This window comes from uncultured Sphingomonas sp. (assembly GCF_934560975.1).
In the GTDB taxonomy this organism is placed as follows: Bacteria; Pseudomonadota; Alphaproteobacteria; order Sphingomonadales; family Sphingomonadaceae; genus Sphingomonas_I.
Window position 1 is genome coordinate 1 of record NZ_CAKTFO010000020.1, and the last position, 20,095, is coordinate 20,095.

The 20,095-nt window shown below is 68.8% G+C and carries 21 protein-coding genes and 1 other RNA gene; 11 read left to right on the forward strand and 11 right to left on the reverse strand.

The genetic code is table 11. The features are described 5' to 3' along the window. The 7 genes from infB to pnp form a co-directional block, all read left to right on the forward strand. A partial coding sequence (infB, locus tag Q0D93_RS11870; RefSeq protein WP_294394497.1) for a translation initiation factor IF-2 occupies nt 1–2,016 on the forward strand: 2,016 nt, incomplete at its 5' end. 154 nt (nt 2,017–2,170) lie between these two features. Next, complete coding sequence (gene rbfA, locus Q0D93_RS11875; protein ID WP_294394501.1) at nt 2,171–2,566, forward strand: 30S ribosome-binding factor RbfA; 396 nt, start codon at nt 2,171–2,173, stop codon at nt 2,564–2,566. Further along, nucleotides 2,559–3,092: a GNAT family protein gene (locus Q0D93_RS11880; RefSeq protein ID WP_294394503.1), complete on the forward strand. Its 534-nt coding sequence runs from the start codon at nt 2,559–2,561 to the stop codon at nt 3,090–3,092. The genes rbfA and Q0D93_RS11880 overlap by 8 nt, the downstream gene beginning before the upstream one ends. After that, on the forward strand, nt 3,089–4,483 hold the full coding sequence (locus Q0D93_RS11885) for an alpha/beta fold hydrolase (protein WP_294394668.1): 1,395 nt from the start codon (nt 3,089–3,091) through the stop codon (nt 4,481–4,483). The genes Q0D93_RS11880 and Q0D93_RS11885 overlap by 4 nt, the downstream gene beginning before the upstream one ends. A gap of 4 nt (nt 4,484–4,487) precedes the next feature. After that, nucleotides 4,488–5,375, forward strand: a complete 888-nt coding sequence (truB, locus tag Q0D93_RS11890; RefSeq protein ID WP_294394506.1) for a tRNA pseudouridine(55) synthase TruB — start codon at nt 4,488–4,490, stop codon at nt 5,373–5,375. A gap of 7 nt (nt 5,376–5,382) precedes the next feature. Continuing rightward, a complete protein-coding gene (gene rpsO / locus Q0D93_RS11895) occupies nt 5,383–5,652 on the forward strand; it encodes a 30S ribosomal protein S15 (protein WP_294394509.1) in 270 nt (89 codons plus the stop codon). 162 nt (nt 5,653–5,814) lie between these two features. Continuing rightward, complete coding sequence (gene pnp, locus Q0D93_RS11900; RefSeq protein WP_294394511.1) at nt 5,815–8,202, forward strand: polyribonucleotide nucleotidyltransferase; 2,388 nt, start codon at nt 5,815–5,817, stop codon at nt 8,200–8,202. A gap of 178 nt (nt 8,203–8,380) precedes the next feature. On the opposite strand, the gene Q0D93_RS11905 is transcribed toward pnp, so the two are convergent. The 6 genes from Q0D93_RS11905 to mscL form a co-directional block, all read right to left on the reverse strand. Beyond that, nucleotides 8,381–9,148, reverse strand: a complete 768-nt coding sequence (locus Q0D93_RS11905) for a metallophosphoesterase family protein (protein WP_294394514.1) — start codon at nt 9,146–9,148, stop codon at nt 8,381–8,383. Continuing rightward, a complete protein-coding gene (locus Q0D93_RS11910; protein WP_294394519.1) occupies nt 9,135–9,950 on the reverse strand; it encodes a hypothetical protein in 816 nt (271 codons plus the stop codon). The genes Q0D93_RS11905 and Q0D93_RS11910 overlap by 14 nt, the downstream gene beginning before the upstream one ends. 27 nt (nt 9,951–9,977) lie before the next feature. Next, a complete protein-coding gene (locus Q0D93_RS11915; RefSeq protein WP_294394521.1) occupies nt 9,978–10,460 on the reverse strand; it encodes a YetF domain-containing protein in 483 nt (160 codons plus the stop codon). After that, nucleotides 10,460–10,996: a hypothetical protein gene (locus tag Q0D93_RS11920; protein WP_294394523.1), complete on the reverse strand. Its 537-nt coding sequence runs from the start codon at nt 10,994–10,996 to the stop codon at nt 10,460–10,462. Before Q0D93_RS11920 ends, Q0D93_RS11915 begins: the two co-directional genes overlap by 1 nt. 157 nt (nt 10,997–11,153) lie before the next feature. Next, nucleotides 11,154–11,496, reverse strand: a transfer-messenger RNA (tmRNA) gene (gene ssrA, locus Q0D93_RS11925). Nucleotides 11,497–11,512: 16 nt separating this feature from the next. Beyond that, complete coding sequence (gene mscL / locus Q0D93_RS11930; protein ID WP_294394524.1) at nt 11,513–12,001, reverse strand: large conductance mechanosensitive channel protein MscL; 489 nt, start codon at nt 11,999–12,001, stop codon at nt 11,513–11,515. A gap of 130 nt (nt 12,002–12,131) precedes the next feature. Between mscL and Q0D93_RS11935 the strand changes: the two genes are divergently transcribed. Genes Q0D93_RS11935 through Q0D93_RS11950 form a run of 4 tightly spaced genes read left to right on the forward strand, consistent with a single transcriptional unit; the run spans nt 12,132 to nt 14,810 of the window. Further along, nucleotides 12,132–12,725 carry a LemA family protein gene (locus tag Q0D93_RS11935; protein WP_294394527.1) on the forward strand — a complete coding sequence of 198 codons (594 nt, stop codon included), beginning with the start codon at nt 12,132–12,134 and terminating at the stop codon, nt 12,723–12,725. Beyond that, the gene (locus Q0D93_RS11940) at nt 12,722–13,618 is read left to right on the forward strand and encodes a YgcG family protein (RefSeq protein ID WP_294394567.1); all 897 of its coding nucleotides are present in this window, start codon (nt 12,722–12,724) and stop codon (nt 13,616–13,618) included. Before Q0D93_RS11935 ends, Q0D93_RS11940 begins: the two co-directional genes overlap by 4 nt. Next, on the forward strand, nt 13,618–14,283 hold the full coding sequence (locus tag Q0D93_RS11945) for a hypothetical protein (protein ID WP_294394570.1): 666 nt from the start codon (nt 13,618–13,620) through the stop codon (nt 14,281–14,283). The genes Q0D93_RS11940 and Q0D93_RS11945 overlap by 1 nt, the downstream gene beginning before the upstream one ends. After that, nucleotides 14,280–14,810, forward strand: a complete 531-nt coding sequence (locus tag Q0D93_RS11950) for an NUDIX hydrolase (protein WP_294394572.1) — start codon at nt 14,280–14,282, stop codon at nt 14,808–14,810. The genes Q0D93_RS11945 and Q0D93_RS11950 overlap by 4 nt, the downstream gene beginning before the upstream one ends. Before the next feature lie 216 nt (nt 14,811–15,026). Here the strand turns inward: Q0D93_RS11950 and Q0D93_RS11955 are convergent, their stop codons facing one another. The 5 genes from Q0D93_RS11955 to Q0D93_RS11975 all read right to left on the reverse strand — a co-directional run bounded on the left by Q0D93_RS11955 (nt 15,027) and on the right by Q0D93_RS11975 (nt 20,094). Beyond that, nucleotides 15,027–15,521, reverse strand: coding sequence for a GAF domain-containing protein (locus Q0D93_RS11955; protein WP_294394576.1), 495 nt, complete (start codon nt 15,519–15,521; stop codon nt 15,027–15,029). Nucleotides 15,522–15,714: 193 nt separating this feature from the next. After that, on the reverse strand, nt 15,715–16,239 hold the full coding sequence (locus Q0D93_RS11960; protein ID WP_294394578.1) for a GNAT family N-acetyltransferase: 525 nt from the start codon (nt 16,237–16,239) through the stop codon (nt 15,715–15,717). After that, entirely contained in the window at nt 16,236–16,775 is a 540-nt protein-coding gene (locus tag Q0D93_RS11965; protein WP_294394583.1) for a histidine phosphatase family protein, read from the reverse strand. Before Q0D93_RS11965 ends, Q0D93_RS11960 begins: the two co-directional genes overlap by 4 nt. Continuing rightward, a complete protein-coding gene (locus Q0D93_RS11970; protein WP_294394585.1) occupies nt 16,772–19,507 on the reverse strand; it encodes an ATP-dependent DNA helicase in 2,736 nt (911 codons plus the stop codon). The genes Q0D93_RS11965 and Q0D93_RS11970 overlap by 4 nt, the downstream gene beginning before the upstream one ends. Continuing rightward, on the reverse strand, nt 19,501–20,094 hold the full coding sequence (locus Q0D93_RS11975; protein ID WP_294394588.1) for a hypothetical protein: 594 nt from the start codon (nt 20,092–20,094) through the stop codon (nt 19,501–19,503). The genes Q0D93_RS11970 and Q0D93_RS11975 overlap by 7 nt, the downstream gene beginning before the upstream one ends. Between the last annotated feature and the right edge of the window lies 1 nt (nt 20,095).

A 20,095-nucleotide genomic window follows, 5' to 3' on the forward strand; every position in this document is an offset into this window, starting at 1 on the left:
GAGCAGGGGCAGGCCGCCGGCCAGCCGCGTACGGGCACGCCGCCGCCGCGCCGCTTCACGCCCGTCGTCACCAAGCGTCCGGAGCCGCCGCGCCCGGCGCAGCGCGACCGCAAGGGCGACGATCGTCGCCAGGCCGGCAAGCTGACCGTCACCCGCGCCTTGTCGGACGATGCCGGCGGCGCACGCGCCCGCAGCCTCGCCGCGCTGAAGCGTGCGCGGGAAAAGGACAAGCGCGCCCATCAGTCGGGCCCCGCCGCCAAGCAGGTGCGCGACGTGCAGGTGCCGGAGGCGATCACCGTCGCCGAACTGGCCAACCGCATGGCCGAGCGGACCGCCGACCTGGTCAAGACCCTGTTCAAGATGGGCACGCCGGTCACGTCCAACCAGACGATCGACCAGGATACGGCCGAGCTGCTGGTGACCGAGTTCGGCCACAACATCCGCCGCGTGTCCGAATCGGACGTGGATATCGTCACCGAGACCGATATCGACGCCGCCGAGACGCAGCAGGGCCGCCCCCCGGTGGTCACCATCATGGGCCACGTCGATCACGGCAAGACCAGCCTGCTGGACGCGCTGCGCGGTACGGACGTGGTCGCGGGCGAGGCCGGTGGCATCACCCAGCATATCGGCGCCTATCAGGTGACGCAGAAGGACGGGTCCAAGATCACGTTCCTCGACACGCCCGGCCACGAAGCGTTCAGTGAAATGCGCGCACGCGGCGCCGACGTGACCGACATCGTCGTGATCGTGGTCGCCGGTGACGACGGCATCCGTCCGCAGACGATCGAGGCGATCAACCACACCAAGGCGGCCGACAAGCCGATGATCGTCGCCATCAACAAGATGGACAAGCCCGGCTCCAACCCGCAGCGCGTCCGCGAAGCCCTGCTGCAATATGACGTCCAGGTCGAAAGCATGGGCGGCGACGTGCAGGAGGTCGAGGTCTCGGCCCTCGCCAAGACCGGCCTCGACGAGCTGATCGAGAAGATCCAGCTGCAGGCCGAGGTGATGGAATTGACCGCCAACCCCGATCGCGCGGCCGAGGCCGTGGTGATCGAGGCGCAGCTCGACAAGGGCCGCGGCCCGGTCGCGACCGTGATCGTGCGGCGCGGCACGCTGAAGACCGGCGACGTGTTCGTGGTCGGCGCGGAAAGCGGCAAGGTGCGTGCGCTGGTGGACGACAAGGGCAAGCAGGTGAAGACCGCCGGCCCGTCCGTGCCGGTGGAGATCCTCGGCATTTCCGGCGTTCCGTCGGCGGCCGACCAGCTGACCGTGGTGGAGAATGAGGCGCGCGCCCGCGAAGTCGCGGAATATCGTGCCGGCGTGATCCAGCAGAAGCGTACCACGGCGGCGCCCGCCAGCCTGGAATCGATGTTCTCGGCGCTGCGCGACAAGCAGGCGCAGCAATATCCGGTGGTGATCAAGGCCGATGCCCAGGGCTCGGTCGAGGCGATCATCGGTTCGCTCCAGAAGATCGGCAACGAGGACATCCAGGTCCGCATCCTGCATTCGGGCGTGGGCGGCATTACGGAGAGCGACGTGACGCTCGCGGCGGCAAGCCGTGCGCCGATCATCGGCTTCAACGTGCGCGCCAATGCCAAGGCGCGGGAAATCGCCACGCGGGACGGGGTCGCGCTCAAATATTATGACGTGATCTACGACCTGCTGGACGAGATCCGCGCGGCGATGGCGGGCCAGCTCGGTCCGGAATATTTCGAGACCGTGGTCGGCCGCGCCGAGGTTCGCGAGGTCTTCTCCGCCGGCAAGCACGGCAAGGCGGCGGGCCTGCTCGTCACCGAAGGCTATATCAAGAAGGATCTGCGCGCGCGCCTCACCCGCGACGATGTCATCATCTACAACGGCAAGATCGCTTCGCTGCGTCGCTTCAAGGACGACGTGGCGGAGGTTCGCGCCGGGCTGGAATGCGGCATCACCATCGACGGGTCGACCGACGTCAAGGCAGGCGACTTCCTGGAGACGTTCGAGGTCGAGGAACGCGCCCGGACGCTGTAAGGCCAGGTGGGCGAACCCACCCGGTCGTTATATCCACCGTCGCCCCTGCGCAGGCAGGGGCCCATGTCTCGGGCGGCGACCGATGCGCTCGTAACTGATAGACATGGGCTCCTGCCTACGCAGGAGCGACGTTTTGCTTTGAGGGCATAGCTCGATGCGCCACAACGAAACCCCCGAAGGCCGCTCGGTCCGCCTGCTGCGCGTGGGCGAGCAGGTGCGCCATGTGCTGGCCGACGTGCTGATGCGCGGCGACGTGCATGACGACGTGCTGGCATCGCACCATGTCTCCGTGACGGAAGTGCGGATGTCGCCCGACCTGAAGCACGCAACCGTGTTCGTGAAGCCCCTGCTCGGCAGCGACGAGGACAAGGTGCTGAAGGCGCTGCGCACCAACACCGCCTATTTCCAAAGCGAGGTCGCGCGGCGCGTGAACCTGAAATATGCCGCCAGGCTGAAATTCCTGGCGGATGAAAGCTTCGACGAAGGCGCGCGGATCGACGCCCTGCTCCGCTCGCCCGAGGTGGTGCGCGACCTGGACGCGGATGACTGATCTTGGCGCGGCGTTGGTCGATGACGACCTGCGGCTGGAGCCGCTGACCGCCGCGCATCGCCCCGCGCTGAAGGCCGCCTGCGCGGAGGATCGGGAGATCTGGCCGCTTTATTCCGTCTCCTGGGATCCCGACCATTTCGACGCGCAGTTCGATGCCTTGCTGGCGCGTCCGGCAAGCTATCCGTTCGCCATCGTCGATGGCGGCGCGCTGATCGGCATGACGGCTTATCTGGGCCACCTGCCCGGGCGGCAGACGGTGGAGATCGGCAACAGCTATATCGTGCCGGCGGCGCGCGGCACCGGCCTCAACCGCCGCATCAAGCGCCTGCTGCTCGACCGTGCCTTCGCACAGGATATCCGCCGGGTGGAGTTCCGGGTCGACATGCGGAACGCGCGGTCGCTGGCCGCCGTTGCCAGGCTCGGGGCACGGCGCGACGGCGTGTTGCGGGCGGAACGCGTCACCTGGACCGGCCATGTCCGCGACACCGCCTTGTTCTCGATCCTGGCGGGCGAGTGGCAGGGATGATCCCGCTGATCCTGCCCCTGATCGCCGCCTGCGCGCCGGTGAAGGCCCCGTCCGTGGCGGTGCCGCCGGCGGTGGTGCTCGGCCGGCCCTATGACGCCAACAATCCGTTCGCCCGCATGATCCGGGGCGAGCGGACCAGTCCGGTCGTCTATGAGGACAAGAGGCTGCTGGCCTTCATGGACTACGCCCCGGCATCGCCCGGCCATGTGCTGATCATCTCCAAGCGCAGCAAGGCGCGCAACCTGCTGGAGATGAACGACAGGGACCTGAAGCCGGCCGTGGCGCTGGCACGGCGGATCGGCCGGGCGGAGATGAGCGGGCTCGGCGCGGACGGCTTCACGGTGGAACAGAACAACGCCTACAGCCAGAGCGTGCCGCACCTGCATGTGCATGTGGTCCCGCGCTATCTGGGCTATCCGCGCTGCCCGCAGGGCGGGATGCGCCAGCCGGCGGCCGTGCTGGAACCGATCGCGGCGCGGCTGCGCACCGCCCTGGCCGACGACAAGGGATTGCCTGTGCCATCCAGACCAACGGACGATCTGCCGCCCCCGGCCCGGCCGGTCATCACCCCGGCGCAGGCGGTGGCGGGCGACACGCCGGCCGATCCGACTTTCCCCGCTGCCCTGGCCGCCTTTCAGCTGCCGAGCCACGGGGCGCGGATCAATGCGGTCTTCTACCTGGCCGCCGGTGCGGGTCCGCACCCGACCCTGCTGCTGCTCCACGGTTTTCCGGGCAACGAGCAGAATCTGGATCTCGCCCAGGCGGTGCGGCGGACGGGGTGGAATGTGCTGACATTGCACTATCGCGGTTCGTGGGGCAGCGAGGGGGCCTTCTCCTTCGCCCATGCGGCCGAGGATGCGGCCGCCGCGCTGGCCTTCCTGCATACGCCCGAGGCGGCGACGCGCTACCGGGTGGATGCCGGCCGCATCGTGGTGGCCGGGCACAGCATGGGCGGGATGATGGCGGCGCGCGTCGGGGCCGACGACAAAGCGGTGATCGGAACCGTGCTGATCGATGCGTGGGACATTGCCGGCACCGGCCGCGCCTTTGCCGATCCCAGGGCGAAGCAGGCGTTCGCCGAGGGCGAGTTGCGCGGCGACCTGCCGCCCTTGTCCGGCACCGGCGAGGCGGCGTTGCTGCGCGAGATCGAGCAGGCGCCGCCCACGCTCGACCTTGCCGCCACGGGCGCGCAGCTGGCCGATCGTCCGTTGCTGGTTATCTCCGCCGAACGCGGCCTGGGCACCTCCACGCTCGCGCCCGCAGAGGCCGCGCGGCGCGCCGGCGGCAAGGCGGTGACGACGCTGTCCATGCCGACCGACCACAGCTTTTCCGATCATCGCATCGCGCTGACCACGGCGGTGGTCGACTGGCTCCAGCAGCTGCCGCATTGATCCGATGAACGGCTGGCTGATCCTCGACAAGCCGCTCGGGCTTGGCTCCACGCAAGGGGTGAGCGCGGTCAAGCGCGCGCTCCGCACCGCCGGCCATGGCAAGGTCAAGGTGGGCCATGGCGGCACGCTCGACCCGCTGGCATCCGGCGTGCTGCCGATCGCGCTGGGCGAGGCGACCAAGCTCGCCGGGCGGATGCTGGACGCGGACAAGGCCTACGACTTCACCATCCGCTTCGGGATCGAGACCGCGACCCTGGACGCGGAGGGCGAGGCCGTGGCCAAGAGTGACGTCCGCCCGTCGCTTGCGGAGGTGGAGGCGGTGCTGCCGCGTTTCACCGGCCCGATCGAACAGGTGCCGCCGGCCTTTTCCGCGCTCAAGGTGGATGGCAAGCGCGCCTATGACCTGGCCCGCGCGGGCGAGGAGGTGGTGCTCGCGACTCGCGCGGTGACCATCCATGCGCTGACGATCGTCGGCGGCGGCGCGGACGAGGTGACGCTGTCCGCCCGCGTATCCAAGGGCACCTATATCCGCAGCCTGGCGCGCGACATCGCCTACGCGCTCGGCACGGTCGGCCATGTGGTCATGCTCCGCCGCACCAAGGCGGGGCCGTTCACGCTCGACCATGCGATAACAGTGGACAAATTGGACGAAGCGGCTAAGGCCGCGCGGCTGCAGGCGCTGCTCCTGCCGCTGACGGCAGGACTGGTCGACATCCCGGTCCTGGCCCTCACCCCCGATCAGGCGACCGCGCTCCAACAGGGCCGCACGCTGTTCGGGACCGCGGCGTCACCCGGTCTCAACCTCGCCATGCTTGGGGATCTCCCCATCGCTCTGGTCGAAGGGGGAGCCGAAACACGGGTGGTGCGCGGATTCAACCTGGTGTCGGAGTGAAACGACCATGACGATTACCGCCGAGCGCAAGACCGAAATCATCAAGGAGCATGCCCGTAGCGAAGGCGACAGCGGCTCTCCCGAGGTTCAGGTCGCGATCCTGACGGAGCGGATCACCAACCTGACCGAGCATTTCAAGACCCACGCGAAGGACAATCACTCGCGCCGTGGTCTGCTGATGATGGTGAACAACCGTCGCAGCCTGCTCGACTACCTGAAGAAGAAGGATGCGGACCGCTACAGCGCGCTGATCGCGAAGCTCGGCCTCCGCAAGTAAGCTGAAGGGCGCCTCCGGGCGCCCTTCTCGTATCTGCAAGCCAACGGGACGGAAGCAATTCGGCCGACGTCCAAGGGGCAAGAACAGTCCCGCACCGCCGCAGGCCGGACAGCCTGCACGAGAGGTCCCCGCCGCATCGGGCGGCGGGAGCAAGGAACCAAAATGTTCGATATCAAGAAGACGGAAATCGAGTGGGGCGGCAAGACGCTGACCCTCGAAACGGGCCGTGTCGCCCGCCAGGCCGACGGCGCGGTGCTCGCGACTTTGGGCGAGACGGTGGTGCTGTGCGCCGTGACCGCCGCCAAGACGGTGAAGGATGGGCAGGACTTCTTCCCGCTGACCGTCCACTATCAGGAGAAGTATAGCGCGGCCGGCCGCATCCCCGGCGGCTTCTTCAAGCGTGAGCGCGGCGCGACCGAAAAGGAAACGCTGACCAGCCGCCTGATCGACCGCCCGATCCGCCCCCTCTTCCCCGAGGGTTTCTACAACGAGATCAACGTCATCGCCCAGGTGCTGAGCTATGACGGCGAGAACGAGCCCGACATCCTGGCGATGGTCGCCGCGTCCGCCGCGCTCACCATTTCCGGCGTGCCGTTCCTCGGCCCGATCGGCGGCGCCCGCGTCGGCTATCAGGATGGCGAATATATCCTGAATCCGACGCTGGAGCAGGTGAAGGAAGGCGAACTCGACCTGGTCGTCGCGGCCACCGGCAATGCCGTGATGATGGTCGAATCCGAAGCCAAGGAGCTGTCGGAAGAGGTTATGCTGGGCGCGGTCGTGTTCGCGCACGACGCCTCGCGCAAGGTGATCGACGCGATCATCGACCTGGCGGAACAGGCCGCCAAGGAGCCGTGGGACCTGCCCGAGAATGACGACGCCGAGCTGAAGGCGCAGGTCAAGGGCATGATCGGCGCGGGCATCGCCAAGGCCTATCAGCTGACCAAGAAGGCCGAGCGCGTCGCCGCGATCACCGAGGCCAAGGCCGCGATGCACGAGCATTTCAAGGATGCCGATGCCGCGCTGCGCCTGCGCGCCAACAAGATGGGCAAGAAGGTCGAGGCCGACATCGTCCGCCAGGCGATCCTGAAGGACGGCCGCCGCATCGACGGCCGCACCACCACCCAGGTCCGCCCGATCGAGGCGATGGTCCACTTCCTGCCGCGCACCCATGGTTCGGCCCTGTTCACCCGCGGCGAGACGCAGGCGATCTGCTCCACCACGCTCGGCACCGCCGACGCGGAGCAGATGGTCGACGGCCTGACCGGCGTTCACTACGAACGCTTCATGCTCCACTACAATTTCCCGCCTTATTCGGTGGGCGAGGTCGGCCGCTTCGGCGCGCCGGGCCGTCGTGAAGTGGGCCATGGCAAGCTGGCGTGGCGCGCGCTGCACCCGGTGCTGCCGACCAAGGAAGAGTTCCCTTACACGATCCGCGTCCTGTCCGACATCACCGAGTCCAACGGCTCGTCGTCGATGGCGACGGTGTGCGGCGGCAGCCTGGCGATGATGGATGCGGGCGTGCCGCTGAAGCGTCCGGTGTCCGGCATCGCCATGGGCCTGATCCTGGAAGGCCAGGATTTCGCGATCATCAGCGACATTCTGGGCGACGAGGATCACCTGGGCGACATGGACTTCAAGGTGGCCGGAACGGAAGCGGGCATCACCTCGCTCCAGATGGACATCAAGGTGACCGGCATCACCGAGGAGATCATGAAGGCCGCGCTCGCCCAGGCGAAGGACGGTCGCGCCCACATCCTCGGCGAGATGAACAAGGCCCTGGGCGCGGTCGGCGAGCTGTCCGCCCACGCACCGCGCATCGAAACGATGCAGGTGCCCAAGGACAAGATCCGCGAAGTGATCGGCACCGGCGGCAAGGTGATCCGCGAGATCGTGGCCACCACCGGCGCCAAGGTCGACATCGAGGATGACGGCACGGTCAAGATCAGCTCGTCCGATCCGGCGCAGATCGAAGCCGCGCGCAAGTGGATCCAGGGCATCACCCAGGAAGCCGAAGTCGGCAAGATCTATGACGGCAAGGTCGTCAACATCGTCGATTTCGGCGCGTTCGTGAACTTCATGGGCGGCAAGGACGGCCTCGTCCACGTCTCCGAGATGAAGAATGAGCGCGTCGCCAAGCCGACCGACGTCGTGTCGGAAGGCCAGGAGGTGAAGGTCAAGGTCCTGGAAATCGACAATCGCGGCAAGGTCCGCCTGTCGATGCGCGTGGTCGACCAGGAAACCGGCGAAGAGCTGGAGGACACCCGTCCCGCCCGCGAACCGCGTGAACCGCGCGGCGAAGGCCGGGGCGAGCGCGGCGAAGGCCGTGGCGACCGCGAAGGTGGCGACCGTCCGCGCGGCGACCGCCGTCGTGAAGGTGGCCGTGGCGGCCGGGGTGAAGGTCGTGGCGGCGAAGGCCGGGGCGGCGAGCGCGGCGAAGGCCGGGGCGACCGTCCGCGTCGTGACCGTCCGGAAGGCGGCAATGGCGGCAACGATGACGGCCCCGCGCCGGAATTCGCGCCGGCCTTTTTGACCGGCGGCGACAAGGACTGATCGTCCAAACATCGCTGACACGGAAAGGGCGTCCCTACGCGGCGCCCTTTTTGTTTGCGCGGCGGATGTGGCGGCGGCGGTCCTGCCCGACCTCCTACCTTCTTGCGCAGCCCTGGAGCGGTTCGCGGGCAGGTCGCCTCCCGTGCCGTGCCGGAACGGTCAGCGGCGCGCGATGGGATCAGCCGGTGGCGGCCTCCCTCGCGCGCAGAAACGCGACCGCGTCCCCACGCAGCCGCGCCGCCGTCAGCACCCCGGTTTCGTAGGCGCCCGTATCCACCCCGATCCGCTCCGGGCGGACGACCGGCTCCGCATCGTCCCAGGTGTGGCCGTGGACGACCCGTTTGTGCGCCGGTCTGGCATGGTCGAGGAACCCCTTGCGGATCCACAACAGGTCGGCGGGGTCCTGCATGGCCATCTTCACGCGCGGGCGGATGCCGGCATGGACGAAGATGTGGCGCTCCGTCTCGTGATACAGGCGCAACCGCTGCACGAAGTCGAGGTGCGCGGCCGGCATCGCGTCGAGCAGGGCGTTGCGTAAGCCGACATGGTCCGCCCCCGGCCCGACATCGTCCGGCACGTCGATGCCGTAGGAGCGCAACGTCTCCGCCCCGCCGAAGCCGAGCCAGACATGGTAGCGTAGCGGATCGGCCAGATAATCGAGCATCACCTGCTCGTGATTGCCCTTCAGGAAGATGGTGGTGAGCGGGCTGTTGCGCTCCATCCACACCAAGGACGACAGCACGTCGGCGGAGGCGGGCCCGCGATCGACATAGTCGCCCAGAAAGACCAGTTCGGCGGGCGCACCGTCCGGCTGCGTGCCGAGATCGGCCACGATCTGCTGCAACAGATCGGTCAGCAACGCATAGCAGCCGTGAACGTCGCCCACCGCATAGTGGATGGCGTCCGCGGGACCGGGCGGCTGGGGCGGCACGTCATTCATCGTCATCGCGCCACTCCCCACGCGGCGCATTGTAAAGGCGGGTGGTCAGCCCATCCAGCGTGCGAATCACCGTCGCCGGATCGTCGTCCGACTGGCGCAGTGCGCGGCTCCATGCGCGCCGCACATCCCGCATCTCACCCACCGCGACGCCGCGCCGCTCGGCCACGTCATAGGCCTTGCGCAGGCGGTCGTCGGCGCCACGCAACTCGCGATACAGGCATCGTGCGCGGGTGCGCCGGTCGCGGCAGAAGGGCTGCGGGGCAAGCGCGCGGCGGGGGGCGGAGGTGCGCGGCCCGGTGGTCCGGGCTTGCTTGGCCGGCGCACGCTTTGCCGACGCCTGCTTCGCGCCGGTCGGCTTCGGCACCTCCGGCTTGCTGGCGGTGTGCCGCGTGGTCGCCGGCCCCTCCCCCATCGGCATGGTCGTGGCGCGCTCGGTCGGCTGAGCGCCCGGCGAAGATGGCCGATGTGCCTGCACAGCCTCAGGCGTCGCTGCGGGCGGAGCCTGCGGCCGGGGACTGGCGATCGGCGCCGGCCTGACCGCTGGTATGCGGTGCGTAGCCTGCGCCGGCGCGTCGGAATAAGCGGGCGGACGGACGGCCCACAGCACCAGCGCGATCCCCGCCGCCATCACAGCCAGCAGGCCCAGCAGCGCGGTCACGATCGGGCGGGACGAACCCAGGCGGGCGCGCTGTTCCCGCCGCGCGGCCGGGCCAGGCCCGCCATGGTCCTTGGCGGTGGCGGGAACCCCGTCGAAGATGCGCTCCATCTCCGCGCCGACCGCCGACTGGCTGCTGTCCTTGTTGTCCATCAACGCCCCCTTTCCATTCGGATCGGCTCAGCGCGCCGCCTCATCATCCTGGTCGGTCCGTGCATCCTGACCGTCCTTTCTGATGAAGCTCAGTTTCCCTTTTGGTTCCAGGATCGCCCACGCGACCTCGTCGATCCGAGCGATGCCGGCCATGCGCATCTCGCTCTCAACCTCCGCCACCGTCATCAGGTCGCGCCGCAGATTGTCGCGCAGCAGCGTGCCGTCGCGGATGATCACGCGCGGGCTGCCCTCCAGCATCTTTTCCGCGCGCGGGAAGAGGTAGGTGATCCAGGCCAGCACCAAGGACCAGAAGCCGAAGGTGAACACCGCCAGCATCGCCCCGCTGAGGCTGAAGTCGTTGTGGGTCACGCCCTGCTGGATCAGGTCGCCCATGACGATCAGAACCACCAGCTCGAACGGGGCCATCTCGCCCAGCTGGCGCTTTCCCAGCAGGCGGAGCAGGCAATACAGCACCGCGAACATGGCGGTGGCGCGCAGCACGATATCCATCAGGGACGCACCGTCATGCGGACCGGCAGGCGGACCAGCAGGATCTTGTCGTCATACACTTCGACCACCCCCGCGACATGGCCGAACAGGGCCGGATTGATCTGGAAATCGATCTTCAGTTCCAGCGGCTCGCCGGGCTCGCCCGCGCCATAATCGAAGCGGAAGCGCCCGTCCTCGAACGTCTCCTTGTCGGCCTGCGGAACCATGGAGTTCTGCGTTAGGTCACGCCACAGGCTTGGACTGACCGCCACCACCAGCTTGGCGATCCGGCGGCGCGGGGTGACGCGGATCCGGGTTTCGAAGAACTGGCCGTTGCGGATGACCACCGGAGTGTGGACGTCCAGCCGCACCGCGGCGCTGTCCGCCGTCAGCGTGGGCGAGCGCCCGCCGCCGAACCAGCCGATCAAGGCCAGCAGCATCACGGCGGTCAGGAACAGGAGCGGGAGCGGATTGGCGTGCGTCCGCCCGGGCGGACATTCGACGTGCGACCGGTCGATCCCCTGGGGATAGTCCGTCACCTGCATGGGGTCGGTCATGCCCGCCATTGCAGCCACCGATCGTGGCGGCCGTCAAGCATTGCCGCTCGCCAACATATCCCGGCCCCGGCAAAAACGGGGCAGACCGGGCGGCGCGGCTGGCATGGCGAGGGAAGAAAGTGGGGAGCTTCTGTTGCTCGGTGCCCCCCGTACCGCCGGTGTCCGATTCTGTTGCCCGGTTCGGCCCGAACCGCGTTCAAGCCTTGTAATCTAAGCCGTTAGGCCTTGATTACGCGGCAATCGCGAGCGCCTCGTTATCGTTGGCACTTGTGGTTTTGAGCCTTTTACAGGTTACTCAGCCCGGGCAAAAACAGAATGCTCGTACACACGTCGATCCTAGTTCGGCCCCGTCAAAGCCCGCCTTCTGCAAGACGGGAAATGGTGGAGCCGCCGGGTACCGCCCCCGGGTCCGCTGCGCCAAACACAATGCACTTTATCGCCATATCCGGCCGAAGCCGGCACGGAAGGATATAGGCGAGCCGCCCGGACTTGTGAAGGCTTGGCGATCGTGACGGCTTATTGGCCGTCCAGCGGCAAGCGGTTCGCCGCCGCGTCGGTGCCACGGGTGCGCAGTTCGTCGCGAATCTCGCGCAGCAGCGTGACTTCCGCCGTGTCCGGCCTGGGCGTCGCCTCTGCCGCCTGCTTTTCATGCTCCAGCGCGCGGAGCGCCTTGTTCACGGTGCGCAGCAGCAGGAAGATGATGAAGGCGACGATCAGGAAATTGACCACCTGCGTCAGGAACGCCCCATAGCCGAACAGCGGCACGCCCGCTTTCTTGAGGTCGGCATAGCTGGTCAGCGACCCCTGATAGCCGGCGGGAATCGCGCCCAGCCGGATGAACAGGCCCGAAAAATCAAGATTGCCGGCCAGCTTGCCGATCACGGGCATGATCACGTCGTCGGTCAGGCTGGTGACGATCCGGCCGAACGCCGCGCCGATGATAACCGCAACCGCCAGATCGAGCACGTTGCCGCGCGCGATGAATGCGCGAAATTCGCTGAACATATGTGCCCCTCCTGATGTTCGGCGCATTAGGCACGGGCTACGTCGGGGGATCAAGCCTCATCGGCCGGTCATTGCAGCTTGTGTATTGCCGTACTAAATCGCTTGCCGGACCCTTTGGGAGAATAGCTTCATGTCGCGCCTCACCCGTGTTTCGCCTGCCTTGCTCGCCCCCGTGGCCGCGCTTGCGCTGGGCGGCTGCGGCATCAACTCGATCCCCACGGCGGAGGAGAATGCCAAGGCCAAGTGGGCCGACGTGCAGAACCAGTATCAGCGCCGCGCCGACCTGATCCCTAACCTGGTCGCCACGGTGAAGGCCGCCGGCGCGCAGGAAAAGGACATCCTGACCCAGGTGACGCAGGCCCGCGCGTCGGCCAGCCAGGTGCAGGTCGCGCCCGAGGACCTGACCGATCCGGCCAAGATGCAGGCCTATCAGCGCGCACAGGGCGGCGTGACCATGTCGCTTCAGCGGCTGCAGGAAGCCTATCCGGAGCTGCGTTCGCAGGGCAATTACACCACGCTGATGAGCCAGCTTGAGGGCACGGAGAACCGCATCGGCGTCGCGCGCGGCGATTATAACGGGGCGGTGCAGCAGTATAACACGCTGATCCGCACCTTCCCCAATTCGATCGGGGCGAAGGTGTTCTACGGCGCCAAGCCGATGCAGACCTTCCAGGCGACCAGCCCCAATGCCGAGACCGCCCCGGCGGTGAATTTCGGCGGGTGACCATCGCCACGCGATCGGCCGCTTCGACCGTGACGAGAGGGTGGCTGGCGGCGCTGATCGCGCTGCTGGCCATCGTCTTCGCCGCGCCCGGACAGGCCCAGAGCTTTCCGGCGTTCAGCGGGCTGGTGGTGGATGCCGCCAACGTCCTGCCGGCCGATAGCAAGGCGGCGCTGACCGCCCGGCTGGAGGCGTTGCAGCAGCGGACCAAATACCAGCTGGTCGTCGCCACCATCCCCGACCTTCAGGGGCGCGACATCGCCGATTACGGCTATCGTCTGGGCCGTGCCTGGGGCGTGGGGCTGAAGGATGCCGACAATGGCGCGATCCTGATCGTCGCGCCCAGTGAAAGGCGCGTGCGGATCGAGGTCGGGCGCGGGGTGGAGCCGGTGCTGACCGACGCCTTGTCAAACGTCATCATCCAGCAGCGCGTCGTCCCCGCCTTCAAGGCCGGCGACATGGCCGGCGGGATCACGGCGGGCGCGGAGGCGATCGCGCAGCAGCTGAGCCTGCCGGACGATCAGGCGCGGGCCAAGGTGGCGGCGGCGGAAGCGGCCTATGACCGCACGCACCGGCGCCAGGCGGGCGGCGGCGGCTTTCCGGCCGGGATCGTGATCTGGGGCCTGATCCTCGGCTTCATCCTGCTCGGCATGATGCGTCGGCGCGGCGGCGGCGGCGCGCACCGCTATCGCGGCGGTGGCGGCGGCGACTGGCCGATCTGGCTGTGGGCGGCGAGCGAGATGATGAGCGACCGGCATCGCGGCGGCGGCTCCGGCTGGGGCGGCTTCGGCGGCGGTGGAGATGGCGGCGGCAGCGACGGCAGCTGGGGCGGCGGCGGCTTCACCGGCGGCGGCGGCGGCGATTTCGGGGGCGGTGGCGCCTCGGGGAGCTGGTGATGCGCATGACGCCCGAAGACCATGCCCGCGTCGCGACCGCGATCCGCGATGCCGAAAGCCGCACCGATGGCGAGGTGGCGGTGATCGTCGCCGCGTCGTCCGATGCTTACCACGACGTCGTGCTGCACTGGGCGTCGCTGCTCGCCTTGCTGCCGCTCGCGCTCGCCGCCGCCTGGCCGGAGCTGCTGGCGCGGGCCGCGTCGGCGTTCAGCCACTGGGAAGAGCCCTCGTTGCGGCTGATGCTGACCCTGCTGGTTGGCGTCACGATCCTGCTGTTCCTCGCCGGACGCTATGGCTTTGCCGTGCCGGCGGTGCGGATGGCGCTGACCCCCGACGCGACCAAGGTGCGTAGGGTGCGGCGCCGCGCGATCATGCTGTTCCGCACCGGCACCGAACAGCGCACGCTCACCAAGACGGGCGTGCTGCTCTACCTCAGCCTGGCCGAACATCATGCCGAGATCGTCGCCGACAGCGCGATCCACGGTCGCACCCCGCCGGACAGCTGGGGCAAGGCGATGGCAGCACTGATCGCGGGCCTCAAGGCCGGCCGCCCGGGCGAGGGCATCGCCCATGCGGTGGAGCGGATCGGCGTTGTGCTGGCGACCCATTTCCCCCACACCGGCACCGACCCCAACGAATTGCCGGATCGGATGATCGAACTGTGAGCACACCTTCCCAGGACACGCCGGAGATCGTCTGGCAGGGCAAGTTCATCACGGTGCGCAAGCGCGGGACGTGGGAATATGTCGGCCGCGCCCGCGCGATCGGCGCCGCCGTGATCATCGCGATCGTCGACGGCGACGTGCTGCTGGTGGAGCAATATCGCGTGCCGCTCGGCGGGCCGTCGCTGGAACTGCCCGCCGGCCTGGTGGGCGACACCAGTGACGGCGAGGAGATCGAAGTCGCCGCCGCGCGCGAGCTGGAGGAGGAAACCGGCTACCGGCCCGAGCGGATCGAGATCATCGGCAAGTTCGCTTCTTCCCCCGGCATGGTGTCGGAAACCTTCACTTTGGTGCGCGCGGTCGGCGTGACCAAGGTCGGCGATGGCGGCGGCGTGGAGGGCGAGAACATCATTGTCCATCGCGTGCCGCTGAAGGACATCAGCGCCTTTGTCGCCGCCAAGCGGGCGGAAGGCATGTTCATCGACGTGAAGCTGCTGACCCTGCTCGGCGCGGACCTGCTGGCGGGTTGAGGGTTTAAGCACCTCATGAGGGCGCCGCCCTCACGCAACCCTCTCCCTTAAGGAAGAGGGCTTTGCGGGCCGGCAGGCGTCGGCGCCTCGCATCCGGCTTGATGGGATCGCGGGCTGAAGCGCCCTCCGCTCTGCGCTCCCTCTCCTGGTGGGGAGAGGGCCGGGGTGAGGGGGACAATGGCCGAGATCGGAGCCACCCTCACCCAACCCCATCCCTCAAGGGAGTGGGCTGAGGAGGCGGGGGGCGAGCAGGGTCATCAGCGCCTCGCATCCCGCCTGATCCTCGGCATCGAAGCGGGCGGGTGACGGGCTGTCGAGGTCGAGCACGCCCAGCAGGCGCCCGTCCGCGACGATCGGCACCACCAGTTCGGACGCCGATGCCGCATCGCACGCGATGTGGCCGGGAAAGGCGTGGACGTCCTCCACCCGCTGGGTCTCACGGCTCACCGCCGCCGCGCCGCAGACGCCGGACCCGAACGGGATGCGGATGCACGCCGCCTTGCCCTGAAACGGCCCCAGCACCAGTTCGTCCGCGACATTGCGGTAGAAGCCGGCCCAGTTGAGGTCGGGCAGATATTCCCGGATCAGGGCCGCGGCATTGGCCATGTTGGCGACAGGATCGGGCTCACCCGCCGTCAGCCCGTCAAGCGCGGACAGCAGGTCGCGATAAAGCTCGGTCTTGCTGCCGGCCGAAATGTCGAACTGATACATGCGCCGCTCCGTGGAAGCCCGATGGGGATCATGCGGCTTACCTATGGGCAGGGTGCGCCCACGACAATGGCCGGGAACCACGCGGGCTGACATAGGTTTATTCTGGTGTGGGGGGTCCCGTTGCCCGGTGCGGGCTCCGGTCCCCGGCAACGGAGCGCCCCGTCATTTCGTGTTGATGGCGGGGCGCGACCCGTCAGGTCAGTGGTTTGGCCCAGATCCGGTCGTCGAACGCGACGTCGCCCACCATGAAGCGTTGTCCATGGCCGGTATCGGCAAAGCCCAGCCGCGCGTAGAAACGCTGTGCCGCGAGGTTGGCAGTGTAGACGCACAGCAGCAGCCGGGTGGCGCCGCGTGCCCGCGCCTCCCGCTCCAGCGCATCGACCAGCCGCGCGCCCCAGCCGCCTTTCTGCCAGGGACCGAGCAGATAGAGCCGCTTCAATTCCAGATCGTCCAGCCCGGTGGCGCAATCCACCTGCGGCGCGGCCATCATGGCATAGCCGACCGCCGTCTTCAGCTCCGTTTCCAGCAGCCACACCGCCGCGCCCGGATCGGCCAGCACCTTCCGGTAATAATCCTGCGAATGTTCGGCCGCGACATGCTGGACCAAAGCGTCGCCGGGATGATCGTGGGCGAAGGCGGTGAAGAAGGTCGCGCCGCCCAGCAGAGCGAGGCCGGCGGCATCCCCGGGTTCGGCCCGGCGCAAGGTGAGGTCAGTCATGCATATTCCGGTCCCAATGCCACATCCAGGTCGCGCGGGCGGACGAAGCGGACCAGTTCGCCCCCGCCGGGCGCCACCTCGTCCCACCGTTCCACGTCGAAGCGGATTTCGGCCATGCTGCCGGTGGGATATTTCGCCTCCACGTCGCGGCGCGTGCCGGACTGGTTGTCGGGCGTGAGCAGCAGCACCAGTTGCTCCAGCCCCGGATTATGCCCGACCAGCAGCAGGCTGGCCGCATCGTCCGGCGCGGCATGGATCGCGTCCAGCAGATCGTCGGCCGAGGCCAGATAGAGGCTGCGCCGCCAATCGGGCGAGAGCGCGCGACCATAACCTGCCTCCACCTCCTCCAGCGTCTCGGCGACGCGGACGGCGGGTGAGGCAATGACCGCGTCGAAGGACAGATCGGCATCGCGCATATGCCGCCCGATCACCTGCGCGGCGCGACGTCCCTTGGGATTGAGCGTGCGGTCGAAGTCACGCGCGTGTCCGAAGTCCTCGCCGGACTTGGCGTGGCGCAGCAGCGTCACCCTTTTCATGCTTGCTCCGGATCGGCCTCTCCGCCGACAGCTTGCCCCAAGAGCGGCGGCGAAGGAAGCCGCGATGCGACACGCCGCACCGCATCGTCCAGCGTCACCCGCCCCACGCGCACGCCGGGCGGAAACGCGTCAAGCAGTCGCGACGGCGCGGCGGCGGAGAGCAACACGAACGTGCCATGATCGTCGGCGCGGCGGATCAGCCGCCCGAACGCCTGCGCCAGCCGCGCGCGGACGATGCGGTCGTCATAGGCCGATCCGCCGCCCGCCGCCTTGCGGGTGGCATGGAGCGTGGTCGGCCGCGGCCATGGCACCCCTTCCATCACCACCAGCCGGAGCGAATCGCCGGGCACGTCCACCCCGTCGCGCAACGCATCCGTGCCGAGCAGGCTGGCGCGCGGATCGTCGCGGAAGATGTCGACCAGCGTACCGGTGTCGATCGGATCGACATGCTGGGCGTAGAGCGGCAGGCCGGCGCGGGCCAACCGGTCGGCGATGCGGGCATGGACGCCGCGCAGCCGCTGGATGGCGGTGAACAGGCCCAGCGCGCCGCCGCCCGACGCCTCGATCAGGCGGGCATAGGCGCCGGCCAGTGCCGCCGTGTCCCCGCGCTTGATGTCGGTGACGATCAGCACTTCCGCCTGGTCGACATAGTTGAACGGCGAGGATGCGGCGAACCGCATCGGCTGGCGATCGAGATGTACCGCGCCGCTGCGCGCCTCCGCCACATCCCACGCCTCGCTGCCGCGCAGGGTGGCGGAGGTGACGATCAGGCCATGGGCGGGCTTCAGCACCGTGTCCGCCAAGGGCCGCGTCGGATCGAGCCAGTGGCGGTGGAGGCCGATGTCATATTCGCGCCCCTCGACCCGATCGACCGCCAGCCAGTCGACATAATCGGGATCGACCGGGCCGCCGAGCCGGGTCAGCAACGCGATCCACCCGCCGATCATGGCGGTGCGATGCGCCAGGCCATAGATGGCGCCGTCCACCCGCGCGCGGGCGGCGGCGTCGAGCCAGTCGGGCGCATCCTCCAGCACCGCCTGCAACCGCGCGCGCAGCCGCGTCATCGGGCGGACCAGCCCTTCCAGGATCTCGGCAGCGGGCACGGCCGCCTCGATCAGCGCGGCGTCCAGTTCGGCGGCGGGCGTCTCAATCCCGTAGCCGGCGTCCGCCGCACTGGCGCGGGCATAGGTGGTGGAGCGCACCGCCGCCAGCAGATGCTCCATCGCCCCCAGCGGCAGTTCCTCTGCCAGCCGGCCGAGCCAGCCGTCCGCCGGCAGTTCGCGCGCGGCGGCGGACGCCTGCTCGATCGCGCGCGCGCCCTCCTCGTCATAGGAGGCGACGTCCAGCAAGCGGGCGGACAGGCCGCGCCGGCGGCCACGCGCCTTGCTTTCCGGGCCCAGGATCCAGCGGCGCAGCTCGATCGCCTCCTGCCCGGTCAAAGCGGCGGAGAAGGTCGAATCGGCGGCATCGAACAAATGATGCCCTTCGTCGAACACCACCCGCTGCAAGGCGCGACCTTCCAGGCGGCGCCGCTCCGCCACGATCATCACCAGGGCATGGTTGGCAATGACGAGGTCGGCTTCCTCCGACGCGCGCGCGGACCGTTCGATGAAGCATTTCCGGTAATGCGGGCAGCCGGCATAGACGCATTCGCCCCGCCGGTCGGTCAGCGCGGTGGAGCCCGCCCGCCGGAACAGGGTCGGCAGCCAGCCCGGCAGGTCGCCGCCGACCATGTCGCCGTCGCGCGTATAGGCCGCCCAGCGCGCCACCAATTGCGCCAGCACCGCCGCCCGGTTCTGGAACCCGCCTTGCAGCGCATCCTCAAGGTTCAGCAGGCAGAGATAGTTTTCCCGCCCCTTGCGCACCACCACCTTGCGCCGCCGCTCGGCATCGTCGGGAAAGATGCGCGCGCTTTCGGCGGCAAGCTGGCGCTGCAATGCTTTGGTATAGGTCGACACCCACACCGTGCCGCCCGCCTTGGCCGCATGGAGCGCGGCGGGCGCGAGGTAGCCGAGGGTCTTGCCGATGCCGGTTCCCGCCTCCGCCAGCAGCACATGCGGCCGCTCCGCCCCGTCCCGCGGATCGAAGGCGCGGGCGGCGGCGGCGGCATAAGCACGCTGCCCCTCGCGCGGCTCCGCCCCGTGCCCGACCAGGCGGGCGAGGTTGGCCAGCGTTTCCTCCTCCTCCAGCCGGTGCGGGCGCGGATCGGGGCGGGGCGCGGCATCCTCCCATTGCGGCAGGCGGGAAAACAGCCAGCGTTCCGCCTCCGCCGGCTTGGGGATGCGCGGCGCGACCAGCCCTGCCCACGGCCAGCGCAGCCGCCCGAGCGTCTGGGCGGAGGTCCACGCCCCCTCTCGCTCAACCCAGGCGGGATCGCCGAGCCGGTCGAGCAGGGCATGAGCGGCATGGCACAGGAACAGGGTCGCCGCCGCATCGTCCTCCGGCGGCTCCAGCCCCAAAGCGCGCGCGAGGCCCGCCGGGGTCGGCACCGCGAAGCGGGCGGGATGCACGAAGGCGTAGAGTTCGAGCAGGTCGAGGCCCGACACCTCGCTCAACCCCAATCGCGCCGCGACCAGGGGCGCGTTGAGGAGGATGGTGGGCGTCGCCGAAACCTGCGCCACCGCCTCGCCCCGGCCGAGCACGCGCAGCCCCTCGCCCGGCACGGCGAGCCAGATGCCGCCATGGGTCGCGTGCAAGGCGGGCAGCGGCGGCAGATCGTCCGGGTTCACCATCCGGCCAGCGCCTCCACGAAGCCGCGCGCATTGGGCAGGCGATCGAAATGGATGTTGCCGTCGATGTCGGCGGAGGGATCGCCGGGGATCAGCATCACCGCCGCATTGCCGTAGCCGCGCCGGTCCACCGCGCCGAGGATGCCGCCGACCACCCGCTCCCGCCCGATCTCCATCAGCGGGCTGCGCGTCCAGGGAAGGGTCCACAGGATGCGGCGATCGGTGACGGTCAGGCGCACGAACGGCGCGCGCAGCACCGCCATCACGAAACCGGGATAGCGGCGGAGCAGCAGCACGATCACGCCCGCCACCAGCCCCAGCAACAAGGCGGTAATCCCGAAGGAAAAGGCATAATCGCCGGTGCTGGCGGGGTAAGGCCACCAGATCGCCCACAGCAGGATGGTCAGCGTCCACCCCTGCAACGACGCGAACATCGCCACCGCCACCGCGCCCGAGGGCAAGGCGCGCAGGCCCGGCCGCGCGACATAAGCGGTACGCTCCGCCACCGCCTCCAGCCGCCGGATCAGGGGGACGGGCAGGTTATGCTCGGGCGGCAGGATGTCCATCGGCCAGCACTCCGAAAGCTCCATC